The organism is Nocardioides jiangxiensis, from assembly GCF_030580915.1.
GTDB lineage: Bacteria > Actinomycetota > Actinomycetes > Propionibacteriales > Nocardioidaceae > Nocardioides > Nocardioides jiangxiensis.
The window spans coordinates 1-20,414 of the sequence record NZ_JAUQTA010000002.1 but is presented as its reverse complement, the minus strand read 5'-3'; the positions used below and the strand labels follow the sequence as shown (position 1 = coordinate 20,414).

21 protein-coding genes and 1 rRNA gene are annotated in these 20,414 nt (G+C 71.0%); 5 read left to right on the top strand and 17 right to left on the bottom strand.

The genetic code is table 11. The features are described from left to right. Positions 1–21: 21 nt before the first annotated feature. Complete coding sequence (gene ftsX / locus Q5722_RS11385) at positions 22–930, bottom strand: permease-like cell division protein FtsX (protein WP_305028392.1); 909 nt, start codon at positions 928–930, stop codon at positions 22–24. 11 nt (positions 931–941) lie between these two features. Further along, positions 942–1,631 carry a cell division ATP-binding protein FtsE gene (ftsE, locus tag Q5722_RS11380; RefSeq protein ID WP_305028391.1) on the bottom strand — a complete coding sequence of 230 codons (690 nt, stop codon included), beginning with the start codon at positions 1,629–1,631 and terminating at the stop codon, positions 942–944. Between the two features lie 100 nt (positions 1,632–1,731). On the opposite strand from ftsE, the gene Q5722_RS11375 reads away from it, so the two are divergent. Further along, complete coding sequence (locus tag Q5722_RS11375) at positions 1,732–2,358, top strand: hypothetical protein (protein WP_305028390.1); 627 nt, start codon at positions 1,732–1,734, stop codon at positions 2,356–2,358. 2 nt (positions 2,359–2,360) lie between these two features. On the opposite strand, the gene Q5722_RS11370 is transcribed toward Q5722_RS11375, so the two are convergent. From Q5722_RS11370 to Q5722_RS11330, 9 genes are all read right to left on the bottom strand, one after another. Next, positions 2,361–3,035: an alpha/beta fold hydrolase gene (locus Q5722_RS11370; protein ID WP_305028389.1), complete on the bottom strand. Its 675-nt coding sequence runs from the start codon at positions 3,033–3,035 to the stop codon at positions 2,361–2,363. A 12-nt stretch (positions 3,036–3,047) separates the two neighbouring features. Next, positions 3,048–4,151: a peptide chain release factor 2 gene (prfB, locus tag Q5722_RS11365; RefSeq protein ID WP_305028388.1), complete on the bottom strand. Its 1,104-nt coding sequence runs from the start codon at positions 4,149–4,151 to the stop codon at positions 3,048–3,050. A 162-nt stretch (positions 4,152–4,313) separates the two neighbouring features. Continuing rightward, on the bottom strand, positions 4,314–4,745 hold the full coding sequence (locus Q5722_RS11360) for a pilus assembly protein TadG-related protein (RefSeq protein ID WP_305028387.1): 432 nt from the start codon (positions 4,743–4,745) through the stop codon (positions 4,314–4,316). Then, entirely contained in the window at positions 4,742–5,206 is a 465-nt protein-coding gene (locus Q5722_RS11355; protein WP_305028386.1) for a hypothetical protein, read from the bottom strand. The genes Q5722_RS11360 and Q5722_RS11355 overlap by 4 nt, the downstream gene beginning before the upstream one ends. Next, on the bottom strand, positions 5,203–5,592 hold the full coding sequence (locus tag Q5722_RS11350; RefSeq protein ID WP_305028385.1) for a TadE/TadG family type IV pilus assembly protein: 390 nt from the start codon (positions 5,590–5,592) through the stop codon (positions 5,203–5,205). The genes Q5722_RS11355 and Q5722_RS11350 overlap by 4 nt, the downstream gene beginning before the upstream one ends. Then, the gene (locus Q5722_RS11345) at positions 5,567–5,758 is read right to left on the bottom strand and encodes a hypothetical protein (protein WP_305029059.1); all 192 of its coding nucleotides are present in this window, start codon (positions 5,756–5,758) and stop codon (positions 5,567–5,569) included. The genes Q5722_RS11350 and Q5722_RS11345 overlap by 26 nt, the downstream gene beginning before the upstream one ends. Positions 5,759–5,791: 33 nt before the next feature. Then, positions 5,792–6,712: a type II secretion system F family protein gene (locus tag Q5722_RS11340; RefSeq protein ID WP_305028384.1), complete on the bottom strand. Its 921-nt coding sequence runs from the start codon at positions 6,710–6,712 to the stop codon at positions 5,792–5,794. Then, entirely contained in the window at positions 6,709–7,557 is an 849-nt protein-coding gene (locus Q5722_RS11335) for a type II secretion system F family protein (RefSeq protein ID WP_305028383.1), read from the bottom strand. Before Q5722_RS11335 ends, Q5722_RS11340 begins: the two co-directional genes overlap by 4 nt. A gap of 1 nt (position 7,558) precedes the next feature. Then, a complete protein-coding gene (locus tag Q5722_RS11330) occupies positions 7,559–8,674 on the bottom strand; it encodes a TadA family conjugal transfer-associated ATPase (protein WP_305028382.1) in 1,116 nt (371 codons plus the stop codon). On the opposite strand from Q5722_RS11330, the gene Q5722_RS11325 reads away from it, so the two are divergent. Beyond that, on the top strand, positions 8,663–8,806 hold the full coding sequence (locus Q5722_RS11325) for a hypothetical protein (protein ID WP_305028381.1): 144 nt from the start codon (positions 8,663–8,665) through the stop codon (positions 8,804–8,806). The genes Q5722_RS11330 and Q5722_RS11325 overlap by 12 nt on opposite strands. 223 nt (positions 8,807–9,029) lie before the next feature. On the opposite strand, the gene Q5722_RS11320 is transcribed toward Q5722_RS11325, so the two are convergent. The 3 genes from Q5722_RS11320 to ligD (Q5722_RS11310) all read right to left on the bottom strand — a co-directional run bounded on the left by Q5722_RS11320 (position 9,030) and on the right by ligD (Q5722_RS11310) (position 12,164). Beyond that, positions 9,030–10,250: a mechanosensitive ion channel gene (locus Q5722_RS11320; RefSeq protein WP_305028380.1), complete on the bottom strand. Its 1,221-nt coding sequence runs from the start codon at positions 10,248–10,250 to the stop codon at positions 9,030–9,032. Positions 10,251–10,365: 115 nt separating this feature from the next. Then, entirely contained in the window at positions 10,366–11,268 is a 903-nt protein-coding gene (gene ligD, locus Q5722_RS11315; RefSeq protein WP_305028379.1) for a non-homologous end-joining DNA ligase, read from the bottom strand. Further along, entirely contained in the window at positions 11,265–12,164 is a 900-nt protein-coding gene (gene ligD, locus Q5722_RS11310; protein WP_305028378.1) for a non-homologous end-joining DNA ligase, read from the bottom strand. The genes ligD (Q5722_RS11315) and ligD (Q5722_RS11310) overlap by 4 nt, the downstream gene beginning before the upstream one ends. 30 nt (positions 12,165–12,194) lie before the next feature. On the opposite strand from ligD (Q5722_RS11310), the gene ku reads away from it, so the two are divergent. Together ku and Q5722_RS11300 are read left to right on the top strand one after the other, a co-directional pair. Next, positions 12,195–12,995, top strand: a complete 801-nt coding sequence (ku, locus tag Q5722_RS11305; protein WP_305028377.1) for a non-homologous end joining protein Ku — start codon at positions 12,195–12,197, stop codon at positions 12,993–12,995. A gap of 97 nt (positions 12,996–13,092) precedes the next feature. Continuing rightward, complete coding sequence (locus Q5722_RS11300) at positions 13,093–14,034, top strand: DMT family transporter (protein ID WP_305028376.1); 942 nt, start codon at positions 13,093–13,095, stop codon at positions 14,032–14,034. Here Q5722_RS11300 and Q5722_RS11295 read toward each other — a convergent pair. Further along, positions 14,031–14,903, bottom strand: a complete 873-nt coding sequence (locus tag Q5722_RS11295; RefSeq protein WP_305028375.1) for an SDR family NAD(P)-dependent oxidoreductase — start codon at positions 14,901–14,903, stop codon at positions 14,031–14,033. The two genes, Q5722_RS11300 and Q5722_RS11295, sit on opposite strands and share 4 nt — an antisense overlap. A 33-nt stretch (positions 14,904–14,936) precedes the next feature. Continuing rightward, positions 14,937–19,697: an NAD-glutamate dehydrogenase gene (locus Q5722_RS11290; protein ID WP_305028374.1), complete on the bottom strand. Its 4,761-nt coding sequence runs from the start codon at positions 19,695–19,697 to the stop codon at positions 14,937–14,939. A gap of 30 nt (positions 19,698–19,727) precedes the next feature. Between Q5722_RS11290 and Q5722_RS11285 the strand changes: the two genes are divergently transcribed. Further along, entirely contained in the window at positions 19,728–20,222 is a 495-nt protein-coding gene (locus tag Q5722_RS11285; RefSeq protein ID WP_305028373.1) for a DUF2505 domain-containing protein, read from the top strand. A 123-nt stretch (positions 20,223–20,345) separates the two neighbouring features. Here Q5722_RS11285 and rrf read toward each other — a convergent pair. Next, positions 20,346–20,414 (bottom strand): 5S ribosomal RNA (rrf, locus tag Q5722_RS14965); the annotation flags it as partial.

The following is a 20,414-nucleotide window of genomic DNA, read 5'->3' as shown; positions in this document are numbered from 1 at the left end:
TTCGACGGTAGGTGACGTGCGTCAGACCTTGAGGTATTTGCGCGTCAACAGGAGTGTCGGGACAACCGTGAGGATCGGCCCGAGGATCGCGGCCGCCTCGATGGCGAAGAGGGTGTCGGTCCAGTCGACCCACGGCATCAGGCGAAGGTCGCTGACGCCGCGGACGATCGCGAAGTACTCGAACGCCGACAGCGCGGCCGCCGCGAGGGCGACACCGGCCACCGCCGTGATGAGTGCCTCCAGGAGGAACGGCAGCATGATGTAGAGCGTGCCGGCGCCGACGAGGCGCATGATGCCGATCTCGCGGCGCCGTGCGTACGCCGTGAGCCGGATCGTGTTCGCGACCAGCAGCAGCGCTGCCATCAGCAGCACGCCCGCCGTGAGCAGCGAGCCGATCTGCATCCGGTCGAGGATCTTGAAGATCGGGCCGACGAGTCCGCGGGAGTCGCGGATGCTGTCGACGCCGTCGAGGCCCTCGACGGCGCTCATGATGCCGTCGGCCTTGTGACGGTCCTTGAGGTCGATCCAGACCGACTCACGCAGGTCGTCCGGCCCGAAGTCCGCAGGAAGCTTGGTCTGGTACTGCTGGCCGAAGAGGCGCTTGGTCTTCTCGAAGGCGGTCTGCTGCGACTCGACGTGGTAGCCCTTCGCCTCCGGGTTGTCCTGGACCACCTTGAGGATCGCGGACTTCTGCGCGGGCGTCACGCCGCCGGTGCAGGTGCTGGCCTTCGACGCGTCGTTGCACAGCCAGACCACGACCTGGTTGATCTTGCCGAAGTGCTCCTCGGCGTGGTCGGCCTGCAGCTTGAGCAGCGCGCCGAGGCCGACGAGGGTCAGCGACACGAAGAGCGTGAGGACGACGGCGAGGTGCATCGACACGTTGCGACGCAGGCCCTGCTTGAGCTCGGTGAAGACATAGGTCATCTGCATGGGAAGGGCTCTCAGTTCTCGTAGCCGTAGGCGCCGCGGGCCTCGTCGCGCACGACCTTGCCGTTGGCGAGCTCGATGACGCGCTTGCGCATCTGGTCGACGATGCCGGCGTCGTGGGTCGCCATGATCACGGTCGTGCCGGTGCGGTTGATCCGGTCGAGCAGCTTCATGATGCCGAGCGACGTCGCCGGGTCGAGGTTTCCGGTGGGCTCGTCCGCGATGAGGATCATCGGACGGTTGACGAAGGCGCGCGCGATCGCGACGCGCTGCTGCTCACCGCCGGAGAGCTCGTCGGGCATGCGGTCCGCCTTCTCGGCCAGTCCGACCAGCTCGAGCGTCTCGGGGACGAGGCGGTCGACGTCGGCGCGAGACTTGCCGATCACCTGGAGCGCGAACGCGACGTTCTCCGCGACGGTCTTGTTCTGGAGGAGGCGGAAGTCCTGGAAGACGGTGCCGATCTGGCGGCGCAGACGCGGGACCTTCCAGCCGGCGAGCCGGTTGAGGTCCTTGCCGGCCACGTGCACGCGGCCGTCCGTCGCGCTCTGCTCGCGCAGGATCAGCCGCAGGAACGTCGACTTGCCCGAGCCCGAGGCGCCGACGAGGAAGACGAACTCGCCCTTCTCGATGTCGACCGACACCTTCTCGAGCGCACCATGGTCCTGGCCGGGGTACGTCTTGCTGACCTTTTCGAAGCGGATCACTGCACAGACTTTAGGTGAGCGGACAACCAGAACCGCGGACCTGCGTGTCGCACCCGCGCCCCCGGCGACGCTTCCGGCGACGTGCACCTAGGGTGGCCCCATGGCTCGTCGCACCGGTTCTGTGAGGACGTGGCGCAGCGTGTGCGCCGTCGCCTGGGCCTCGCTCGCAGGGGCACTCCTGGCCGGATGCGGGGGCGGCCCGACGCCTCCCCCAGCCGCTCCGGAGCCGACCCCGCTCGCGTCGTACGACGGCACGGTGGCGCACGTCGAGCGGATCTCGTTCTGCTCGAGGATCCCGGCCCGGGCCGTCCTCGAGGCCGTCGGGACCAAGGACGTCACCACCGCCCACTACGGCAACGGCGAACGCCTGCCCGGCACGGAGGACCTCTCCCACGAGTACGGCTGCGTCTTCGCCCACGGCGACGTGGTCGCACGCAGCTGGGTCTTCGTGCCGCCGGTGACGCCGGCGCAGGCAGCCCAGCTCGTTGCCGCGGCACGGAAGACGCCGGGCTGCCACACGACGCCGGCGGCGAGGTTCGGCTCCCCCGCTGTCGGCACGGTGTGCAGCAGCTCCGCCGGCCGCACCGTCACCTACCGCGGCCTGTTCGGGGACGCCTGGCTGGCGTGCTCGGTCGCCGCCCCCGCCAAGGAGGCCTCCGAGGCCGACCTCGTGGCGCGCGCCGGCGACTGGTGCGTCCAGGTGGCCACCACCGCCTCGTCCTCCTGAGGTCAGCCGCGGACTGCGAGCCAGCCGAGGACGGCGCTGAGGAACTGCCCGGGCTCGCGTCGGTGGACATGGTGCCCGGCGTCGATCTCGACCATCACGCAGTCGGGGATCCGCGCCACGACCTCGGCGACCTTCTCCACCGGCAGGTGGGAGCCGGCGCCACCGCTCACGAGCAGCGTCGGCGCGACGATCAGCCCCAGCTCGTCCCACGCCACGTCGTCGCGGGTGGAGGCCTCCCCCATCAGCGCCGGAACGGCGTCCCAGTCGTAGTCGAGCTCGCGGTCCGGTCGCGGCGGCACCCGCCGCGTACGCGGCCACGGCGGGATGACGTCCTCGACGACCAGGCGCGCGACCAGGTCCGGGCGATGCGCCGCGACCCGGAAGCCGATGTTGCCGCCGAGCGAGTGCCCGACGAGCACGACGCCGGAGAGGCCGACCGCATCGAGCAGGGCGCAGACGTCGGCCTCGATCAACGCGTGGCGGTACTCCCCGGGCCAGTCGCTGTCGCCGTGACCACGCAGGTCGACGGCGTACGTCGTGAACCGCTGCGCGAGCGCGTCACGCACCGTGTCCCAGCTGGCGGCGCGCTCGCCCGCACCGTGGAGCAGCACCATCGGGGGGCCGTCCCCGCGCACGTCGTACGCGAGGGTCAGGTCACCGACGCGGAGCCGCTCCACCGGTGGCAGGGATCAGGAGGCGCTGCGGCGCCAGCGGATGCCGGCCTCGATGAAGTCGTCGATGTCGCCGTCGAGGACGGCAGCCGGGTTGCCCGACTCCTGGCCCGTGCGCAGGTCCTTGACCAGCTGGTAAGGGTTGAGGACGTAGTTGCGCATCTGGTCGCCCCACGAGGCGGCGACGTCGCCCTTGAGGTCCTTCTTGAGCGCGGCCTCCTCGGCCTTCTTCTTCGCGAGGAGCTTCGCCTTGAGGACGACCATCGCTGAGGCCTTGTTCTGCAGCTGCGACTTCTCGTTCTGGCAGGAGACCACGATGCCGGTCGGAATGTGCGTCAGGCGGACCGCGGAGTCGGTCGTGTTGACCGACTGGCCACCCGGACCGCCGGAGCGGAAGACGTCGACACGAAGGTCGTTCTCGTCTACCTCGATGTTGTCGGTCTGCTCGAGCACCGGCACGACCTCGACGGCGGCGAACGACGTCTGGCGGCGGCCCTGGTTGTCGAACGGCGAGATGCGGACGAGACGGTGCGTGCCGGCCTCGACCGAGAGCGTGCCGTAGGCGTAGGGCGCGTGGATCGCGAACTCAGCGGACTTGATGCCCGCCTCCTCGGCGTAGGAGACGTCGAAGACCTCGACGGGGTACTTGTTGCGCTCCGCCCAGCGCGTGTACATGCGCATGAGCTGCTCGGCGAAGTCGGCGGCATCGACGCCACCGGCGCCGGAGCGGACGGAGACGATCGCCTCGCGGGCGTCGTACTCACCGTTGAGGAGGGTGCGGACCTCGAGCGCCTCGACGGACTTCTTGATCCGCTCGAGCTCGGCCTCCGCCTCGGCGAGGGTGTCGGCGTCGCCCTCCTCCTGGCCCATCTCCACCAGGACGCCGAGGTCCTCGATGCGGTCGGCCAGGCCGGTGAAGCGGTCGATCTCGCCGTTGAGGGCGGAGAGGCGGCCGGTCACCTTCTGCGCGTTGTCCTGGTCGTCCCAGAGGTCGGGGGCAGCAACCTGCTCCTCGAGCTGCTCCTTCTCCGCGCGGAGCGCGCCGAGGTCGAGCACCTGCTCGATGGTGCGCATCGTCGCCTGGAGCTGCTTGATCTCGGTGTCGAAGTCCGTGGTTGCCACGATCGTCAAGGTTACGGCACGGCGACGGGTGTGCTGACCTCGGCGCAGGCCGGGAGAAATGGAAGGCCCCCGCAGGGGTCTCGGGTCCTCTGCGGGGGCTGAGGACATTCTGGGCCCGCGCGGGCCACCAGCGACATCCCTGAGGGCCCATCGTGAGCGATGTCACTCCCCGCGCAGCACCACCGAGGCCGAGCCGATGGCGCTGACGGTCGTCGCGGTCAGGCCCTCTACCGTCAACGGGAGGTCGAGCGGGGCGCGCAGCCGCACGACGACCCGCCCCTCGACGACGCTCACCGTCGCGACGATGCCGGGGTGGGCACGTTCGGCACCCGCCGCACGGAGGTGCGCGGCAACGCTCGCCCGCGCCGTCCGCACGTCGACGGGCGCGAGGGCAGCCAGGCCTCCGTCGTACGCCGGGGCGCCCTGGACCTGGTCGGCGGCCGCCAGCGCGGCACCATCGGCCAGCGTCGCCAGCGACTCGCGCTGGAGGTACGCCGCCGAAGCGTCCACGGTGACCCCGACCGCGAGGAGCAGGACGAGTGCGAACCCGACGACCAGGACCGTGACCTGCCCGGCCTCCGCGCGCCTGCTCACGGTCCGAGGTCCCGGTAGCGGCCGATCGGGACGCGGTGGTCGGCCCGGATCGCGAAGCTCGGGGCCCCACCGCCGAGTGCGGCCGGCACGAGAGGAAGCACGACGTGTGAGGACAGACGTACCGCGATCGTGGCTCCGCGTCGGTGGCAGGGTGGCGCCGGGTCACAGGTGATCTCGAGGTCGACCGGCTCGGTGACGCCCTGGTCCTCGAGCGCGACTGACGCCGCGTCCTGCGCGCGACGCAGCCCCTCCGCATCCGTGTCGGCCAGCGCGTAGGCGCGTCCTGCCGCACGTGCCGCCGCCTCCGCCCCGAACGACGCCCGCTGGACGTCGAAGACGGCCAGGAGGAGATAGACGAGAGGAACCAGCAGGAGCACCGCGAGCCAGACGAGCTCGACCAGCGCGCTGCCCCGCTCGTCGCGGCGCGACATCGCCCTCCCCCGTCGCTCGTGCCGCCTCACGAGGGCTCCTCGATGGCGTGGCCGGTGAGCTCGAGCCGGGTCGCCGGCCCCCAGAGCCCGAGCGGCGGGACGACCGCCACGACCCTCACCTCGACGCCGGGCTGCCCGTCGACGACGGACCGACGCGCCGTCACGTCACGCGCGAACCGCGCCGAGAGCGCTCCTGAGATCTGCTCCCGGGTGCGGCGTACGCCGTCGGCCGGACCGCGGTCGACGGTCGCCGCGAGCCGCGCACCGTCGGACGCCGCAGCCGTGAGCGTGTTGCGGACGTGGAGCACCAGCGCGACCTGGAGGATGCCCAGCACCAGTGGCAACAGCACCACGGTCACCAGCACGAAGTCGACGACCGAAGCGCCGTGCTCAGCCGCTGACCTGCGCCAGCGCATTGCTGAGCATCTGCTGCAGCTGCGGACCCGCGAAGCGCCACAACATCGTCACCAGCCCCGCCGTCATGATCGTGACCAGGACCCAGCCGGGCACATCGCCTCGTTCATCACGGCGCCGCGGCGCCGTCGTGGAGGTCAGCACCAGGCACCACGCCCACCACCTCATCTGCTTCACCCGAGATCCTTCCTTCGCGCCGTGTCAGGGCGTCATCAACGTGAGCCCGACAGCGCCGGGCCAGAAAGCGAACACCACGGTGACCGGCAGCACCAGGAAGACCACCGGGACCATCATCAGCACCTCACGCCGGGCCGCCGACTCGATCAGCTCGCGTCGCCCCGCCTCACGGACGTCGGCCGCCTGCGCGTGGAGGATGTCGGTGAGCGGTGTGCCGCGCTCCACGGCGACCGCGATGCCCTCGGCGAACCGGGCGACCAGCGGTACGCCGGTGCGGGCGGCCAGCGCGTCGAAGGCCTCGCCCACCGGGGTCCCGGTGCGCACGGCCGCGAGCACCACGCCGAGGTCCTCCGAGAGCGCGCCCGACGTCCGCGCGACGACGCGTCCCAGCGCGACGACCGGCCCCTCACCCGCCGCAACCGCCAGTGCGAGTAGCTCCGCCACCGTCGGGAACTCCAGCAGAACGGCCCGCTCGCGCCGACGGACCTGCGCCGTCAGCCGCTGGTCACGCAGGACGACGCCAGCCGCGAAGCCCAGCACGCACAGGACGAGCAGCTGGACCACGTTGCCGGCCGTTGCATCGCGGGTCGAGTCGAGCAGGCCGTAGGCCGCCGCCGCTGCGAACCCGAGCAGACCCCAGACCACCTGCTCGACCCGGAAGTCCGCCACGCTGCCCGCGAGCCCGGCCCGCTCGAGGCGCCGGCGCACCGTGGTCGCCCCTCCGAGAGCCGTCTCCAGCCAGCTCGCCAACGAGGCCAGCAGCGTCCCCACGGCTCCCGGACCGGTGGCAGCCGGCCGGGCGGGCGCCCGGCGGACGTCCCGCAGGTAGGGAAGCACCCGGTGCCGCAGGTCGGTCCTCCGCAGCGAGCGGAGGCGCAGGACCACCAACGCGAGGCCGAGGCCACCCGCCGCACCGAGCAGCCCGCCCGTGACATCGCCTGTCATGCCAGCACCCGGCGCTCGGAGGGCAGACGCCCGATGCGGATCATCAACCGGTAGGCCACGAGGCAGCAGGCGGCACCACCGAAGATCACCACGGCTCCGCCCGGTGAGGAGTAGCGCGCGATGACGTCCGGTTGGAAGGAGAGCATCAGAAGCACCAGCCACGGTGCCGCCACCGCCAGACGGGCACCGGAGACCGTCCACGCCTGTCGCGACTCGAGTTCGGAGCGGGTCCGCGCATCCTGGCGGAGGAACGACGAGAGGTTGCGCAGCAGGCGGCCGAGGTCACCGCCGCCGACCTCCCGCGCGATCCGCAGCGCCTCCACGACGCGATCCCCGACCGGGTCGGCCAGCCGGTCCTTCAGGCGGTCCAGCGCGTCAGGGAACCTCCCGCTCACCTGGTAGTCGAGCGCGAAGGCGGCGAAGGCGGGGCGCAGGGCGGCAGGCCCTCTCGTCCCGAGCGCACCGAGGGCCTCGGGCAGCGACATCCCGGCCCGCACGGCGCTGGCGAGGTTGTCGACTGCTTCCGGCCAGACCTCCGCGACGTCCCTCTGCCGGCGTCTCGCTCGCCCCTGCAGGGCGGCGAACGGGAGGTAGCCGCCGATCAGGGCGAAGACCAGCGAAACGGGCCAGGCACCTGCGGTCGCCAGCACCGCGAGGCCGGCCGTGACGGCACACACGGCACTGGCAGCCACGACCGTGCGTACCGCGATGCCGTCGAGCCCGGCGCGCCCCAGCAGGTCGGGCAACCGCGCCTGCCGGCGGCCCGGCCGCACGACCGGGGGCTGGAACGACGACCACACGAGCAGCAGGCCGACGCCCACTCCGAGCCCGACGAGCGCACCCACGTCAGCGTCCCGCCAGAACGGCGTGCACGTCGATCCCCGCCCGGCCGAACCGCTCGACGTGCGGCGGCATCCCGCCGACGTAGCGGAGCTCAGCGTCATCACGCACGAAGAGCGGCTCGGTCTCGATGACGCCCTGCTCGATCCGCCCGGGAACGGCGACCACCTCCTGCACCCGGCGTACGCCGGCGTGGTCGATGCCGAGGTGCACCACGAGGTCGATGCTGCTGGCGACGGCCGGCGTGACGAACCCTGCGTGCACATTGGGACCGGCGAGCAGCGGCAGCGCGGAGAGCTTCACGAGCGCGTCTCGCGCGGAGTTGGCGTGGACCGTGCACATGCCCGGCAGCCCGGAGTTGAGCGCGAGCAGCATGTCGAGGCTCTCCTCGGCCCGGACCTCGCCGACGATGATCCGGCTCGGCCGCATCCGCAGGGACTCCTTGACCAGGTCACGGAGGGTGATCTCCCCCGTGCCCTCGAGCCCGGTCTGACGGGTCTGCATCGCGACCCAGTCGGGATGGGGGAAGCGCAGCTCGAACACCTCCTCCGCCGACACGACACGATCCGAGCCGGGGATGGACGCGGCGAGGCAGTTGAGGAAGGTCGTCTTGCCCGACTGGGTCGCTCCTGCGACCAGCAGGTTGAGCCCGGCCCGGACGCTCGCCTCGAGGAAGCTCGCAGCTCGCGGGGACAGGCTCCCGAGCTCGACGAGATCAGCGAGCCGGGTGGCACGCAGGGTGTGCTTGCGGATGTTGACCGCGCTGAACCCGCGCGAGATGCCCTCGAGCACGACGTGCAGCCGGTTGCCATCCGGCAGCATCGCGTCGACGAAGGGCTGGCTCATGTCGATCCGTCGGCCACTGCTCTTCAGCATCCGCTCGATGAGCTCGGCGACCTCGGCCCGGGTGAGCACGGTCGAGGTCAGCTCGTGCCGGCCGCGGCGGCTCACGAAGACCTCCGACGGCTTGTTGATCCAGATCTCCTCCACCTCGTCGTCCTCGAGGTAGGGCTGGAGGGCCCCGAAGCCCGAGACCCGGGCGACGACCTCGGTGATGACGCGCGACGGGTCGGCGACGCGACCCACCTGACCGGTCAGGCTGTGCTCGTCGTGGAGGCGCACAGCCTCCTCGGCGAGTCGACGCACGGCACCCGGCTCGTGCTGCGGATCGACGCCCTCGGCCCGCACCCGCTCGCGGACTCGCTCGTCGATCTGCTCGACGAGGGCGCGGTGCGCACCCGCATCCGTGCCTGACGACGCGTCTGCGCCCTGGGTCGCGGCGTACGCCACCATCGTCGATCCCCGTCCCGAGTAGTGGTCTCCTGAGGGGTTCCTACGCCCTGCAACGCGCCGTTGTCCACCAACGCGTCCAGCCGCTGTGGACGACCACCGCCGGCGCCCGGACAACCCGGGCGGAAGCCGACAAATGCAGCGGCGCCCCCCGGGAACACCCGGGGGCGCCGCCACGTGCGGAGGGTCAGATCTGCGGACCGCTGTTCTGGTTCTGCAGCTTCGCGAGCTGGCGGGCCGCCGCCTCACGACCACCCAGGCCGAAGGCGAGCGCCGCGGCGGCAGCGCCACCCACGACGAGCGAACCGAAGGCCAGGTTGATGATCGAGTCGGCCAGGCCCATGTACTTCAGGCCCATCGCGCCGAAGAGCACCAGCGTGGCGATCCGGACGATGTTGGCCGCGCTGCCGCCGACCAGCTTGGCGAGCACCGAGGCGACCACGAAGCCCGCCGCGATGATCGCGCCGCCGAAGGCGACCTTGCCGCCGAGCGCCAGGATCTCCTGCAGGAAGTTCGTGATCTCCGCGAACCCGAGCAGCCGCGTCGCCGCGACCGCGAAGACCAGCACGATCGCGACCTGGACGATCTTGGTGATCGCCGGGACGGCGCTCTTGCCGGCCGGGAGGACCTCCATCGACCGCAGGCCGCGGTCGATGCCGAGACCGCTGAGCAGCTCGGTCAGCAGGGCCGTCACGAAGCCCGCGATCAGCACGCCGATGCCGAGCAGGACGGCGCCGGCGATGATGTTGGGGATCGCGTCCATGATCTTCTGCAGCATCTGCGTCGCCGGCTCCGAGATCGCCTGGATGTCGAGGATCTGGAGGGCCGAGATGGCCACGACCAGCATGATCATCGAGTAGACGACCAGACCGAGCATCGAGATGATCGAGCGGGCCGAGAGGCCAGCCTCGACGGGTGCCGGCGCGGCGTACCCCGGCGTGTCGGCGACGCCCGCCGCGGTCTCCAGCTTTCGGCTCCCGTTGCCGAGCCACCTGTCGAACGGCACCGCGCTGAGCGCGGTCTCCACCAGCTGCCGGACGATCTTCGCGAGGATCGCGCCGACGACGAAGACCAGGCCCGCGCCGATGATGTTCGGCAGGAAGGCGAAGACGCCGTTGAGCATGTTCTGGACCGGCGCCAGCACCTGGGTGAGGCCGAAGAGCTGGAGGATCGCCATCAGCCCGAAGAGCCAGACCAGCAGCGAGGCGATCGAGCCCAGTGAGGCGCCGAGGCTCTGGCCGTCAGCACCAGCCTTCTGCAGCGCCGGCACCTTCGTGACCAGCTTCGCGAAGACCTTCGCCACGATCTTGGCGATGATCCACGTGATGACCAGGATCGCGATCGCGATGCCGACCTTCCCCAGCGTGCCGACCACGTCGTAGCGGTCGTTGAACTCCTGAATATCCACGATTTCTCCTAGCCCGAGTGAGAGCAGATTTCATTGGAGACCCTTACACACCGGTCTAGACCAGCGGTAGGGCTCTGTCTCATTCGGACAGGTCGGGACGCCAGGGCGAGGTCGGTCAGGCGAAGAGATCGCCGAGGTCCACGACGCGCGCCAGGACCTCGTCGTAGCGGAACTGGTCGAGTCCGAACTCGTCTGCGGCACCGGCTTCGACCTCGTCCCAGGTGAGGGGTGTCGCCACCGTCGGCCGCTCCTTCCCCCGCAGCGAGTAGGGCGCGACGGTGGTCTTCGACCCGGAGTTCTGCGACCAGTCGAAGAAGACCTTTCCGGTACGCCGCGCCTTCGTCATCGTCGCGGTGACCAGCGCCGGATGCGCCGCCTGCAGCTCCTCGGCGATCTCCTTCGCCAGCGCCGTCGACCCCTCGGAGCTCAGCGAACCGTCGAGCGGCACGTAGAGATGCAGGCCCTTCGACCCGCTGGTCACCGGCCTCGCCTCCAGGTCGCGCTCCGCCAGCAGGGCGCGTGCCAGCAGCGCCACCTCGCAGCACTGCAGGAGCCCGGCGCCCTCGCCGGGATCGAGGTCGACGACCATGCGGTCCGGGGCGGCGGGCGCGCCCGTCGCGTCGACCTGCCACTGGTGCACGTGCAGCTCGAGGGAGGCCAGGTTGACCAGGTAGACCAGCGCAGCGAGGCCGTCGACGACCGGGAAGTTGATCTCCCCCGCCTCCCCCGATCCCCGCGACCCCGTCGTCGGCACGGAGACCGTCCTCAGCCACGACGGAGCGCCGGCGGGTGCGTTCTTCTCGAAGAAGCTCGCCTTGGCCACGCCGTGCGGCCAGCGGATCCGGGTGACGGCCCGGTCGGCGATGTGCGGCAGGAGGACCGGCGCGATCCGCACGTAGTAGTCGAGCACCTCGCCCTTCGTCGTGCCGGTCGCGGGGTAGAGCACCTTCGCGAGGTTGCTCAGCGTGAGCCGGTGCCCCTCGACCTCGGTGACGACCTCGGTGCCGGCCGGGCTCACGACTGGCCCTCGAGGTCGGCCGGGACGAGGTCCTGCCGGACTCCTTGGTACGACGGCTGGCGCAGGCGGCCGTCGCCGGTCATGCCCAGCGACTCCACGTCCACGACCACGACCGGCTCCACCCAGTGGGTGCCCAGCGCGTCGGCCTTCGCGATCGGCGTGACGAAGGGGCTGTCGGCACGGCCCAGGTCGGCCAGCATCGGCAGCAGCGCCAGGCCGGCACGTCCGGCGAGACCGCTCCCGACCCGCCCCCGGAAGACCAGGCCGTCCGGCGTCGGCTCGCCGACCAGCAATGCCCCGAGCCGGGCGTCGCTGCCCTTCTCGCCACGCCATCCGCCGATCACCACCGAACGCCGTGGCCGGTGGGGGAACTTCAGCCAGTCGCGACTGCGCACCCCCGGACGGTACGCCGCCGACCGCAGCTTGGAGACGATCCCCTCGAGCCCCTGCTGCCGGGTGGCTTCGAGCAGCATCTCCCCGTCGTCGTACGTCGGGGGGACGAGCCAGGCGTCGTCGCCGAGGTGCAGGGCCTCGAGCTGGGCACGCCGGTCGACCCACGCCAGCGTGGTCAGGTCGCGACCGTCGAGCTCGAGCAGGTCGAAGACGTAGAGACGCGGCTGCCCGCCGCGCTGCAGGGCGCCGAAGGTGGGCAGGCCCGCCTCGTCGGCTGCGGCGAGCTCACCGTCGAGGACCATGCTCCGGCCGAGTGCCGCGAGCCCGGCGAGCCGGGGGAAGTCGCGGGTGCGCTCGTTGCCGTTGCGCGACCACACCCGCACCCCGTCGGCATCCACGTGCACGATCACGCGGATGCCGTCCCACTTCACCTCGTGGACCCAGTCAGGCCCGTCGGGCACGCGGTCGCCCTTGGTGGCGAGCATCGGAGGCACGAACGGCATGCCAACCATCTTCTCGGATACCGTGAAGACATGCGCGCTATCTGGAAGGGGGCCGTCTCGTTCGGCCTCGTCAGCGTCCCGGTCAAGCTGTACTCGGCGACCGAGAGCCACGACGTCTCCTTCCGCCAGGTGCACGCCAAGGACGGCGGCCGGATCCGCTACCAGCGGATCTGCTCGCTCGACGGCGAGGAGGTGCCCTACGCCGACATCGCGAAGGGCTACGAGACCGAGGACGGCGAGATGGTCATCCTCAGCGACGACGACCTCCGCGAGCTCCCGGTCACGGCCAGCCGCGAGATCGCCGTCGAGAAGTTCGTGCCGAGCGAGCAGATCGACCCGCTCATGTTCGAGAAGAGCTACTACCTCGAGCCGGAGAAGACCGGCGCCAAGCCCTATGCCCTGCTGCGCCAGGCCCTGCAGGAGTCCGACCGGGTCGCGGTGGTGACGGTCGCGCTGCGCCAACGCACCGCCCCCGCTGTCCTCCGGGTCCGCGAGACCGAAGCCGGCGACGTGATCGTGCTGCAGACCCTCATGTGGCCCGACGAGATCCGCACCCCCGACTTCTCCGTCGAGGCCGGCGAGGTCAAGGACGCCGAGGTCAAGATGGCCCGCATGCTCGTCGAGACGCTCGCCGGCGACTTCGACCCGAGCGAGCTCGAGGACGACTACGCCGAGGCGGTCGAGGCCCTGGTCAAGGCAAAGATCGAGGGCGGCGAGGTGCAGCGCACCGAGACCTCCACCAAGTCCGCCGGCGAGGTCGTCGACCTGCTCGCGGCCCTCCAGCAGTCGGTCGAGGCGGCCAAGCAGGCGCGCGGGGAGAAGGCCGGCTGACCGGCGCCTCCGCGCCGCACGTCACGGTCCGGCCACGATCGACCGGGCCGGCCCGAAATCAGGTGACGCGTCAGCCAGTCGGCGCCATGCTGACCGGGTGACCACCGAGCAGCCTCCTGTCCGCGTCTGGCTCCCCTGGCTGATCGGCCTCGCGGCGATCTGGGGCTGCAGCTTCCTCTTCATCAGCGTCGGGGTCCGCGAGCTGCATCCCGCCTACGTGACACTCGGCCGCGTCTCGTCGGGCGCCATCGCGGTGCTGGTGCTGATGGCCTTCACCGGACACCGGCTACCGCGCGACGTGGTCACGTGGCTCCACCTCGCCGTCCCCGGCCTCCTCATCGCGTTCGCCTTCACGCTCTTCGGCTTCGGCGAGCAGCGCATCCCCAGCCTGCTCGCCGGGATCTGGAACGGCACCACGCCGCTCGTCACCCTCCCGGCTGCCGTCCTGCTGTTCCGGACCGAGCGGTTCTCGCTGGCGAAGGTCGTCGGCCTGGTGCTGGGGTTCGGCGGCACGCTCGTCGTGCTCGGGGCATGGCACGGCCTCAGCGGCAGCGGGTTCACCGGGCAGATGCTCTGCTTCGCCGCAGCCTCGTGCTACGGCATCGCGATCCCCTACCAGCACCGCTACGTCGCCCCGCGCGTCGACTCCGACCTCGCGGTCAGCGCCGGCCAGCTCCTGTGGGCGACCGCCGCACTCGCGGTCGTGGCGCCCTTCGTCGCCGGTGTACCGCCGGCGCCGTGGGACCTCTCGCCGGAGGTGGTCGCCTCCGTGCTCACGCTCGGTGCCGTCGGCACCGGCATCGCCCTGGCCATCCACGCGCGCAACATCCGCTGGGTCGGCGGCTCGACGGCGTCGTACGTGACCTACCTGAGCCCGCTGTTCGCCATCGCGGTCGGCATGGTCGTCCTCGGCGAGGAGCCGCACTGGTACCAGCCGGTGGGCGGAGCCGTCATCCTGCTCGGTGTCGCCATCGCGCAGGGCCGGATCCGGATCGGCCCGAGGCCCGTCGCCGTCACACCGGCCGAGGGCCAGGCCTAGGCCGACGGCGTCTTCCCCCGCGCCGCGGCGGAGTCCTTGAACGCGCGGTGTGCCAGAGCCATCGCGAAGTCCGTGGCACGCGGCGCGACGACGTTCGCCACCTCGAGGACGCCGGCGACGCGGGTGTTGACCGTGAGCGGCCGGTCCTCCAGGGCGCGGACGACGCGCTCCGCAGCGTGTTCCGGCGTCTCGCCGTGCCCGCTGTACGCCTCGGTCGGCGCCACCATCGGCGTGCTGACCAGCGAGAACCTCATGTTCGTGAAGGTCACGTTGTCGAAGAACGCCTCCCGCCCGGCGATCCGCGAGAACGTGTCGAGCGCGGTCTTCGAGGCGATGTACGCCGCGAACTTCGGCGCCTTGATCTGGATGCCCCAGGTGACGATGTTGACCACGTGGCCGAACTTCTGCGCACGCATCGCCGGCAGCAGTCCCATGGTCAGCCGGACCGGCCCCATGTAGTTGATCGCCATGGTGCGCTCGATGTCATGGAACCGGTCATAGCTCAGGTCGAGCGACCGGCGGATCGAGCGGCCGGCGTTGTTGACCAGGTAGTCCACCGCGCCGTGGGCGGCGAGCACGTCCTTGACGAGCTTGTCGATCGCGTCACCGTCGGTGAGGTCGCATGGAAAGACCTCGGCGACGCCGCCGGCGTCCTCGATCTCGTCGCGCACGGCCTCGAGCTCGGCGACACGCCGCGCGACGAGGAGCACCCGCGCCCCCCGGTCGGCCACAGCCACGGCAGTGGCCCGACCGATGCCGGAGGAAGCGCCGGTGACGAGCACGGTGCGCCCGGCGAGCGGGCTGGGCAGGCCGGCCACCCGGCGTACGACGCGAGCGGCGACCGCGCGGGGACCCTGGAAGAGGAGCATGAAGCCCATGCTACGTCTGACCGATCGGTCAAGTCACGTGACCAGGCCACGCACCACGCGGAGCCCGACCGCGACCCGGGCCAGGTCGGCCGACTCGTCGACACAGATCTCCTCCAGCGTCTGTGCGGCCCGCTGCACCCGCCCGGCGTCGCGCTCTTCCCAGAGCGCCACCCGCAACGGTGCCGGCTCCTCAGCCGGGGTGGACTGGAGGACCTGCTCGGTCAGCGCGGCGTGGACGGCATGGAGATCGTCGCGCACAGCGGCCCGCGCCAGCGCCTCCCATCGGTCGCGACGCGGGAGCGCCTGCACCCGGCGTACGACGGAGGACAGGCCGAGCCTCTCCCCCAGGGCGAAGTGGACGCGGGCCACGTCGAGCGGGTCGACCTGCTCCCGTTCGGCCGTCTCGACGACTCCCAGCAGCACGTACGCCGGCTGGAGCACCGCCACCCGGGTCGCCAGGGCCTCGTCGACCCCGTGGGCCAGCAGGTCGTCCCGGCGTGCCTCGAAGCCCTCGCGCTCCCGTCCGCCGAGCAGCCCGGGCAGGTAGTCCATCAGGCGCTGCACGGCCTCGCCGAAGTAGTCGACGATCTCCTCACTCGCCAGCGGCGAACGGCGGTTGGTGACCAGCCAGCGGGAGGCTCGCTCGACGAGCGTGCGCATCTCGATGCGCATCGTGGTCTGCACGCTCGCATCGAGACGGTTGTCCTCGGCCGCGATCCGTTCGCGCAGCGCGAGCGAGGCGAAGATCTCGCGCGCCACGAAGTTCGCGCGCGCGAGGTCCGGGGCGCTCGCTGACGTCTCCTCCGAGAGACGGTGCCAGAAGGTGATGCCGGCTCCGTTGACCAGGTCGTTGACCACCTGCGTCACGATGATCTCCCGCCGGAGCGGGTGCCGAAGGATCCGCTGCCGGTACTCCTGCCGCACCTGCGAGGGGAAGTAGGCGTAGAGGTCGCTCCGGAGGAACGGGTCGTCGGGCAGGTCGGACTCGAGCAGCTCGCGGGCGAGCACGATCTTGGTCCAGGAGAGCATGACCGCCAGCTCGGGAGCGGTGAGCCCCTCCCCCTGCTCTTGCCGACGCCGCACCTCCGCCGCCGCCGGCAGTCCCTCCAGCTCACGGTCGACCGCACGTCGCTGTTCGAGCGCCTGGAGCCAGGACTCGTGCACGTGCAGCAGGGCCGGCGCGGTCGCCAGGGCGTTGGCCAGCGCCAGGTTCTGCTCGTAGTTGTCCCGCAGCACCAACGCAGCGACCTCGTCCGTCATCGACGCCAGGAGCGCGTTGCGCTGCTTGCCGGTGAGGTCGCCGTCGTCGACCGCCGCGTCGAGCAGGATCTTGAGGTTGACCTCGCGGTCCGAGGTGTCGACGCCGGCCGAGTTGTCGATGAAGTCCGTGTTGATCCGGCCACCGGCCGCGGCGTACTCGATCCGGCCGAGCTGGGTCAGGCCGAGGTTGCCGCCCTCCCCCACGCAGCGCACGCGGAGCTCGGCGCCGTTGATCCGGATGGCGTCGTTGGCCTTGTCCCCGACGTCCGCGTGCGACTCGGCGGCGCCCTTCACGTACGTCCCGATGCCGCCGTTCCACAGGAGGTCGACGGGCGCAGCGAGGATCGCGCGCAGCAGGTCGTTGGGAGGCAGCGAGCCGGTGGCCGGATCGAGCCCGAGCACGGCCGCCACCTCGGGCGAGACGGGCACCTGCTTGGCCTGCCGCGACCACACGCCGCCGCCGGCCGAGATGAGCTTCCGGTCGTAGTCCTGCCAGGAGGACCGCGGGAGCGCGAACAGGCGCGCACGCTCGTCGTACGACGTGGACGGGTCGGGGTCCGGGTCGAGGAAGATGTCGCGGTGGTCGAACGCCGCCACCAGCCGCGTGGTTCGCGAGCTCAGCAGGCCGTTGCCGAAGACGTCTCCGGACATGTCGCCGATGCCCACGCAGGTGAACTCCTCGTTCTGGCAGTCGACTCCCATCTCCCGGAAGTGCCGCTGCACCGAGACCCAGGCACCACGGGCGGTGATACCCATGGCCTTGTGGTCGTAGCCGGCCGAGCCACCCGACGCGAACGCATCACCCAGCCAGAATCCGTAGCCTGCCGCCACCTCGTTGGCGATGTCGGAGAACGTCGCCGTCCCCTTGTCGGCAGCCACCACGAGGTAGGCGTCGTCACCGTCGTGGCGCACCACGCGCGCCGGTGGCACGACTTCACCGGAGACCATGTTGTCGGTCAGGTCCAGGAGGCCGGCGATGAAGGTGCGGTAGCAGGCGATCCCTTCGGCCAGCCATGCCTCACGGTCGGCCGGGTCGGGCAGGTGCTTCGCGTAGAAGCCGCCCTTGGCACCCACCGGCACGATGACGGTGTTCTTCACCATCTGCGCCTTGACCAGGCCGAGGACCTCGGTGCGGTAGTCGTCACGGCGGTCCGACCACCGGAGCCCGCCGCGGGCCACGGCTCCGAAGCGCAGGTGCACGCCCTCCACACGCGGAGAGTGCACGAAGATCTCGAACTGCGGCCGGGGAGCCGGCAGGTCCGGCACCTGGCCGGGGTCCAGCTTCAGGGCGAGGCAGGCACGCGGCCGCCCGTCGACGCCCACCATGAAGTGATTCGTCCGGAGCGTCGCGCTGACCAGCGCCAGGTAGGACCTCAGGATCCGGTCGTGGTCGAGCCGGACGACGTCATCGAGGCCGCTGACGATCTGCTCCCGGAGCCGTTCCTCCTTCTGGGAGCGCCCCTCCGCGTCGGCGTCGGGGTCGAACCGCGCCTCGAAGAGGCCCACCACGAGCCGGGTCAGCGCCACGTTCTCCCGCAGCGCCTCCTCGATCGACTCCAGGCTGAACGGTGTCCCCGCCTGCTTCAGGTAGCGCGCATAGGCCCGCAGCACCGCCGCCTGCCGCCAGTGCAGGCCCGCGCCGAGTACGAGCGCGTTGAAGCCGTCGACCTCGCACTCCCCGGCGAGGATCGCCCGCAGCAGCTCCTCCAGGGGAGCCAGGTCCGACTCCCCGACCGGGGACGGAGCGCGCAGACCGAACTCATAGATCCACGTCGGCCGGGCCAGGCCCTCCAGCTCGTGCGGCCGCTCGTCGACCACCTCGACGCCCAGCGAGGCGAGCATGGGGAGCGCCGCCGTCAGCGTCAGGGGTTCCCCGACCCGGTAGATGGAGAGCCGCACCTCGTCGGCAGGCGCGTCCACCCGCTCGGACATGGCGACGTCGACACCTGCCTCGCCCTGAATCGCCTCGATCCGGCGTACGTCGACCGCAGCGGCGCGCGGCGAGAACTCCTCGACGTACGCCGGCGGGAACGCGCCCCGGTAGGCGCGGACGAGGCGCGCTGCCTCCGACTCTCCGAACTCGACCGTGACCGCGCCGACGAAGTCGTCGGACCACGAGCGAGCCGCCTCGACGAGCTCGTGCTCGAGCGCAGCCACATCGACCTCGGGCACGGCCTCGGCGTTCTCCGGACGGACGACGAAGTGCACCTGCGCCAGGGGCGACTCCCCCACCCGCGCGGAGTACTCGACCGTCGACGCTCCGAGGCGATCACGCAGGATCGCCGCGAAGCGCTCACGCACGGAGGTGCTGTATCGGTCGCGCGGCACGTAGACCAGGCAGGTCAGGTAGCGCCGGTACGTGTCAGGACGCACGAAGAGCCGTAGCCGCCGGCGTTCTCGCGCCTGCAGCACCGCCTCCGCCACCTTGACCAGGTCCTCGACCGGCACGGTGAGCAGCTCGTCGCGGGGGTAGTCCTCCAGGATCTCCACCAGTGCCTTGCCGGCATGGCTCAGCGGGTCGAGGCCCGCTGCAGCAAGCACCGCGTCGGCCTTCTCCGACAGCAACGGGATCCTTCGTAGGGACTCCGTGTACGCCGCCGACGACCACAGGCCGAGGAACCGCCGCTCCCCTGTCACCACGCCCTCCGCGTCGAAGCGCTTCACGCCGACGTAGTCGAGGTACGCCGACCGGTGCACCGTCGCCCGGGAGTTCGCCTTCGCCAGGACCAGAAGCGTCTGCTCGCGTGCGTGCGCCCGCACGTGGGGCGGAAGCCGGGCGAACGACGCCGCTGACGCCTCGCCCCGGCCACGCAGGATGCCGAGACCCGACCCAGCCACAGGCTGGAGAGAGTCGTCGTCGAGGAGGTCGTACTCGCGATAGCCGAGGAAGGTGAAGTGATCGTCGGCGAGCCACCGCAGGAGGCCGGTGCCCTGCTCGAGCTCGGGAGCCGGAAGCGGCGGAGGAGAACTCTCCAGGTCGTCGGCGATCGCCAGGACCTTCGCCCGCATCGCCTGCCAGTCATGAACGGCGCTGCGGACGTCGTCCAGCACCTGTCGGATCGAGGTCTCGAAGTCGGCCGCGATGTCGCGGCCCTCGGGAAGCCGGTCCACTTCCACGTGCATCCAGGACTCACGCGTCCAGCCGTCCCCCGGCGGTACGCGCTCGTCCGCCGGCTCCACCGAGAGGAGAGCGCCTTCGGCAGTGCGCATGACGTCGAATCGCGGGTGGACGACGAGATGGACGTCGTGGCCCTCCCGGGCCAGTGCCATCAGCACCGAGTCGACCAGGAACGGCATGTCCTCCGTGACGACCTCGACCACCGTGTGCCCGTGCGCCTCCCAGCCCTGCACCGCTGCCCGCGGCGTGTGCACGCGCACCACCACCGTCCCGGACGCACGCAGGCTCGCGAGCTTGCGATGACTGGCGAGGGCGCCGGCCAGGTCATCGGGCAAGCGGTCCGCCAGGTCTTCCGGCGCGATGTGCCGGAAGTAGGCCTGCAGGAGTACGTCGGGTGTGCTGTCGTGGCGAGGCACGTCTTCAACATAGCCCGCTAAGGTCGCGCCATGGCGAAGAGCATCCACGAGACCTTGACCTATCCGGGCACGACAGTCGACGCAGTCGCCGCGCTGGCCATCGACCCGGAGTTCCGTGCGGCCGTGGCGTCGTACCAGCACGCGATCCGGAGCAGCCTCGCCGTGTCCCCCGCCCCCGGCGGAAACGACGTGACCTTCGAGTACGCCCACGGCACCGAGCGCGTTCCGTCGTTCGCCAAGAAGCTGGTGGGCGAGGAGATCCCGATCGTGCAGCACGAGGCGTGGCGCGGTCACGCGGCAGACGTGCTCATCACGATCCCGGGCAAGCCCGGCGACATGAAGGGCAGCATCACGCTCGCCCAGAACGGCGACGACGTGGTCCAGACGGTCGACCTGACCGTCAAGGTCGGCATCCCGCTGATCGGCGGCAAGATCGAGGACCTGATCGCCGGCCTGTTGGCCAAGGCAGCGCGCGCGGAGAACAGGGTCGGCGTGAAGTGGCTGGCTGGAGATCGCAACGCCTGACGCCGGATGACGAGAGGGCCGCCGCCTCCAGGATCGGAGGCCGGCGGCCCTTTCGCTTCCCGAGCGTTCGCGCAGAAATGCCAAAGGGGCACCACTTTCGTGATGCCCCTTTGGGGAAAATTTGTCCGGCGACGTCCTACTCTCCCACAACCTCCCGGTTGCAGTACCATCGGCGCTGTCAGGCTTAACTTC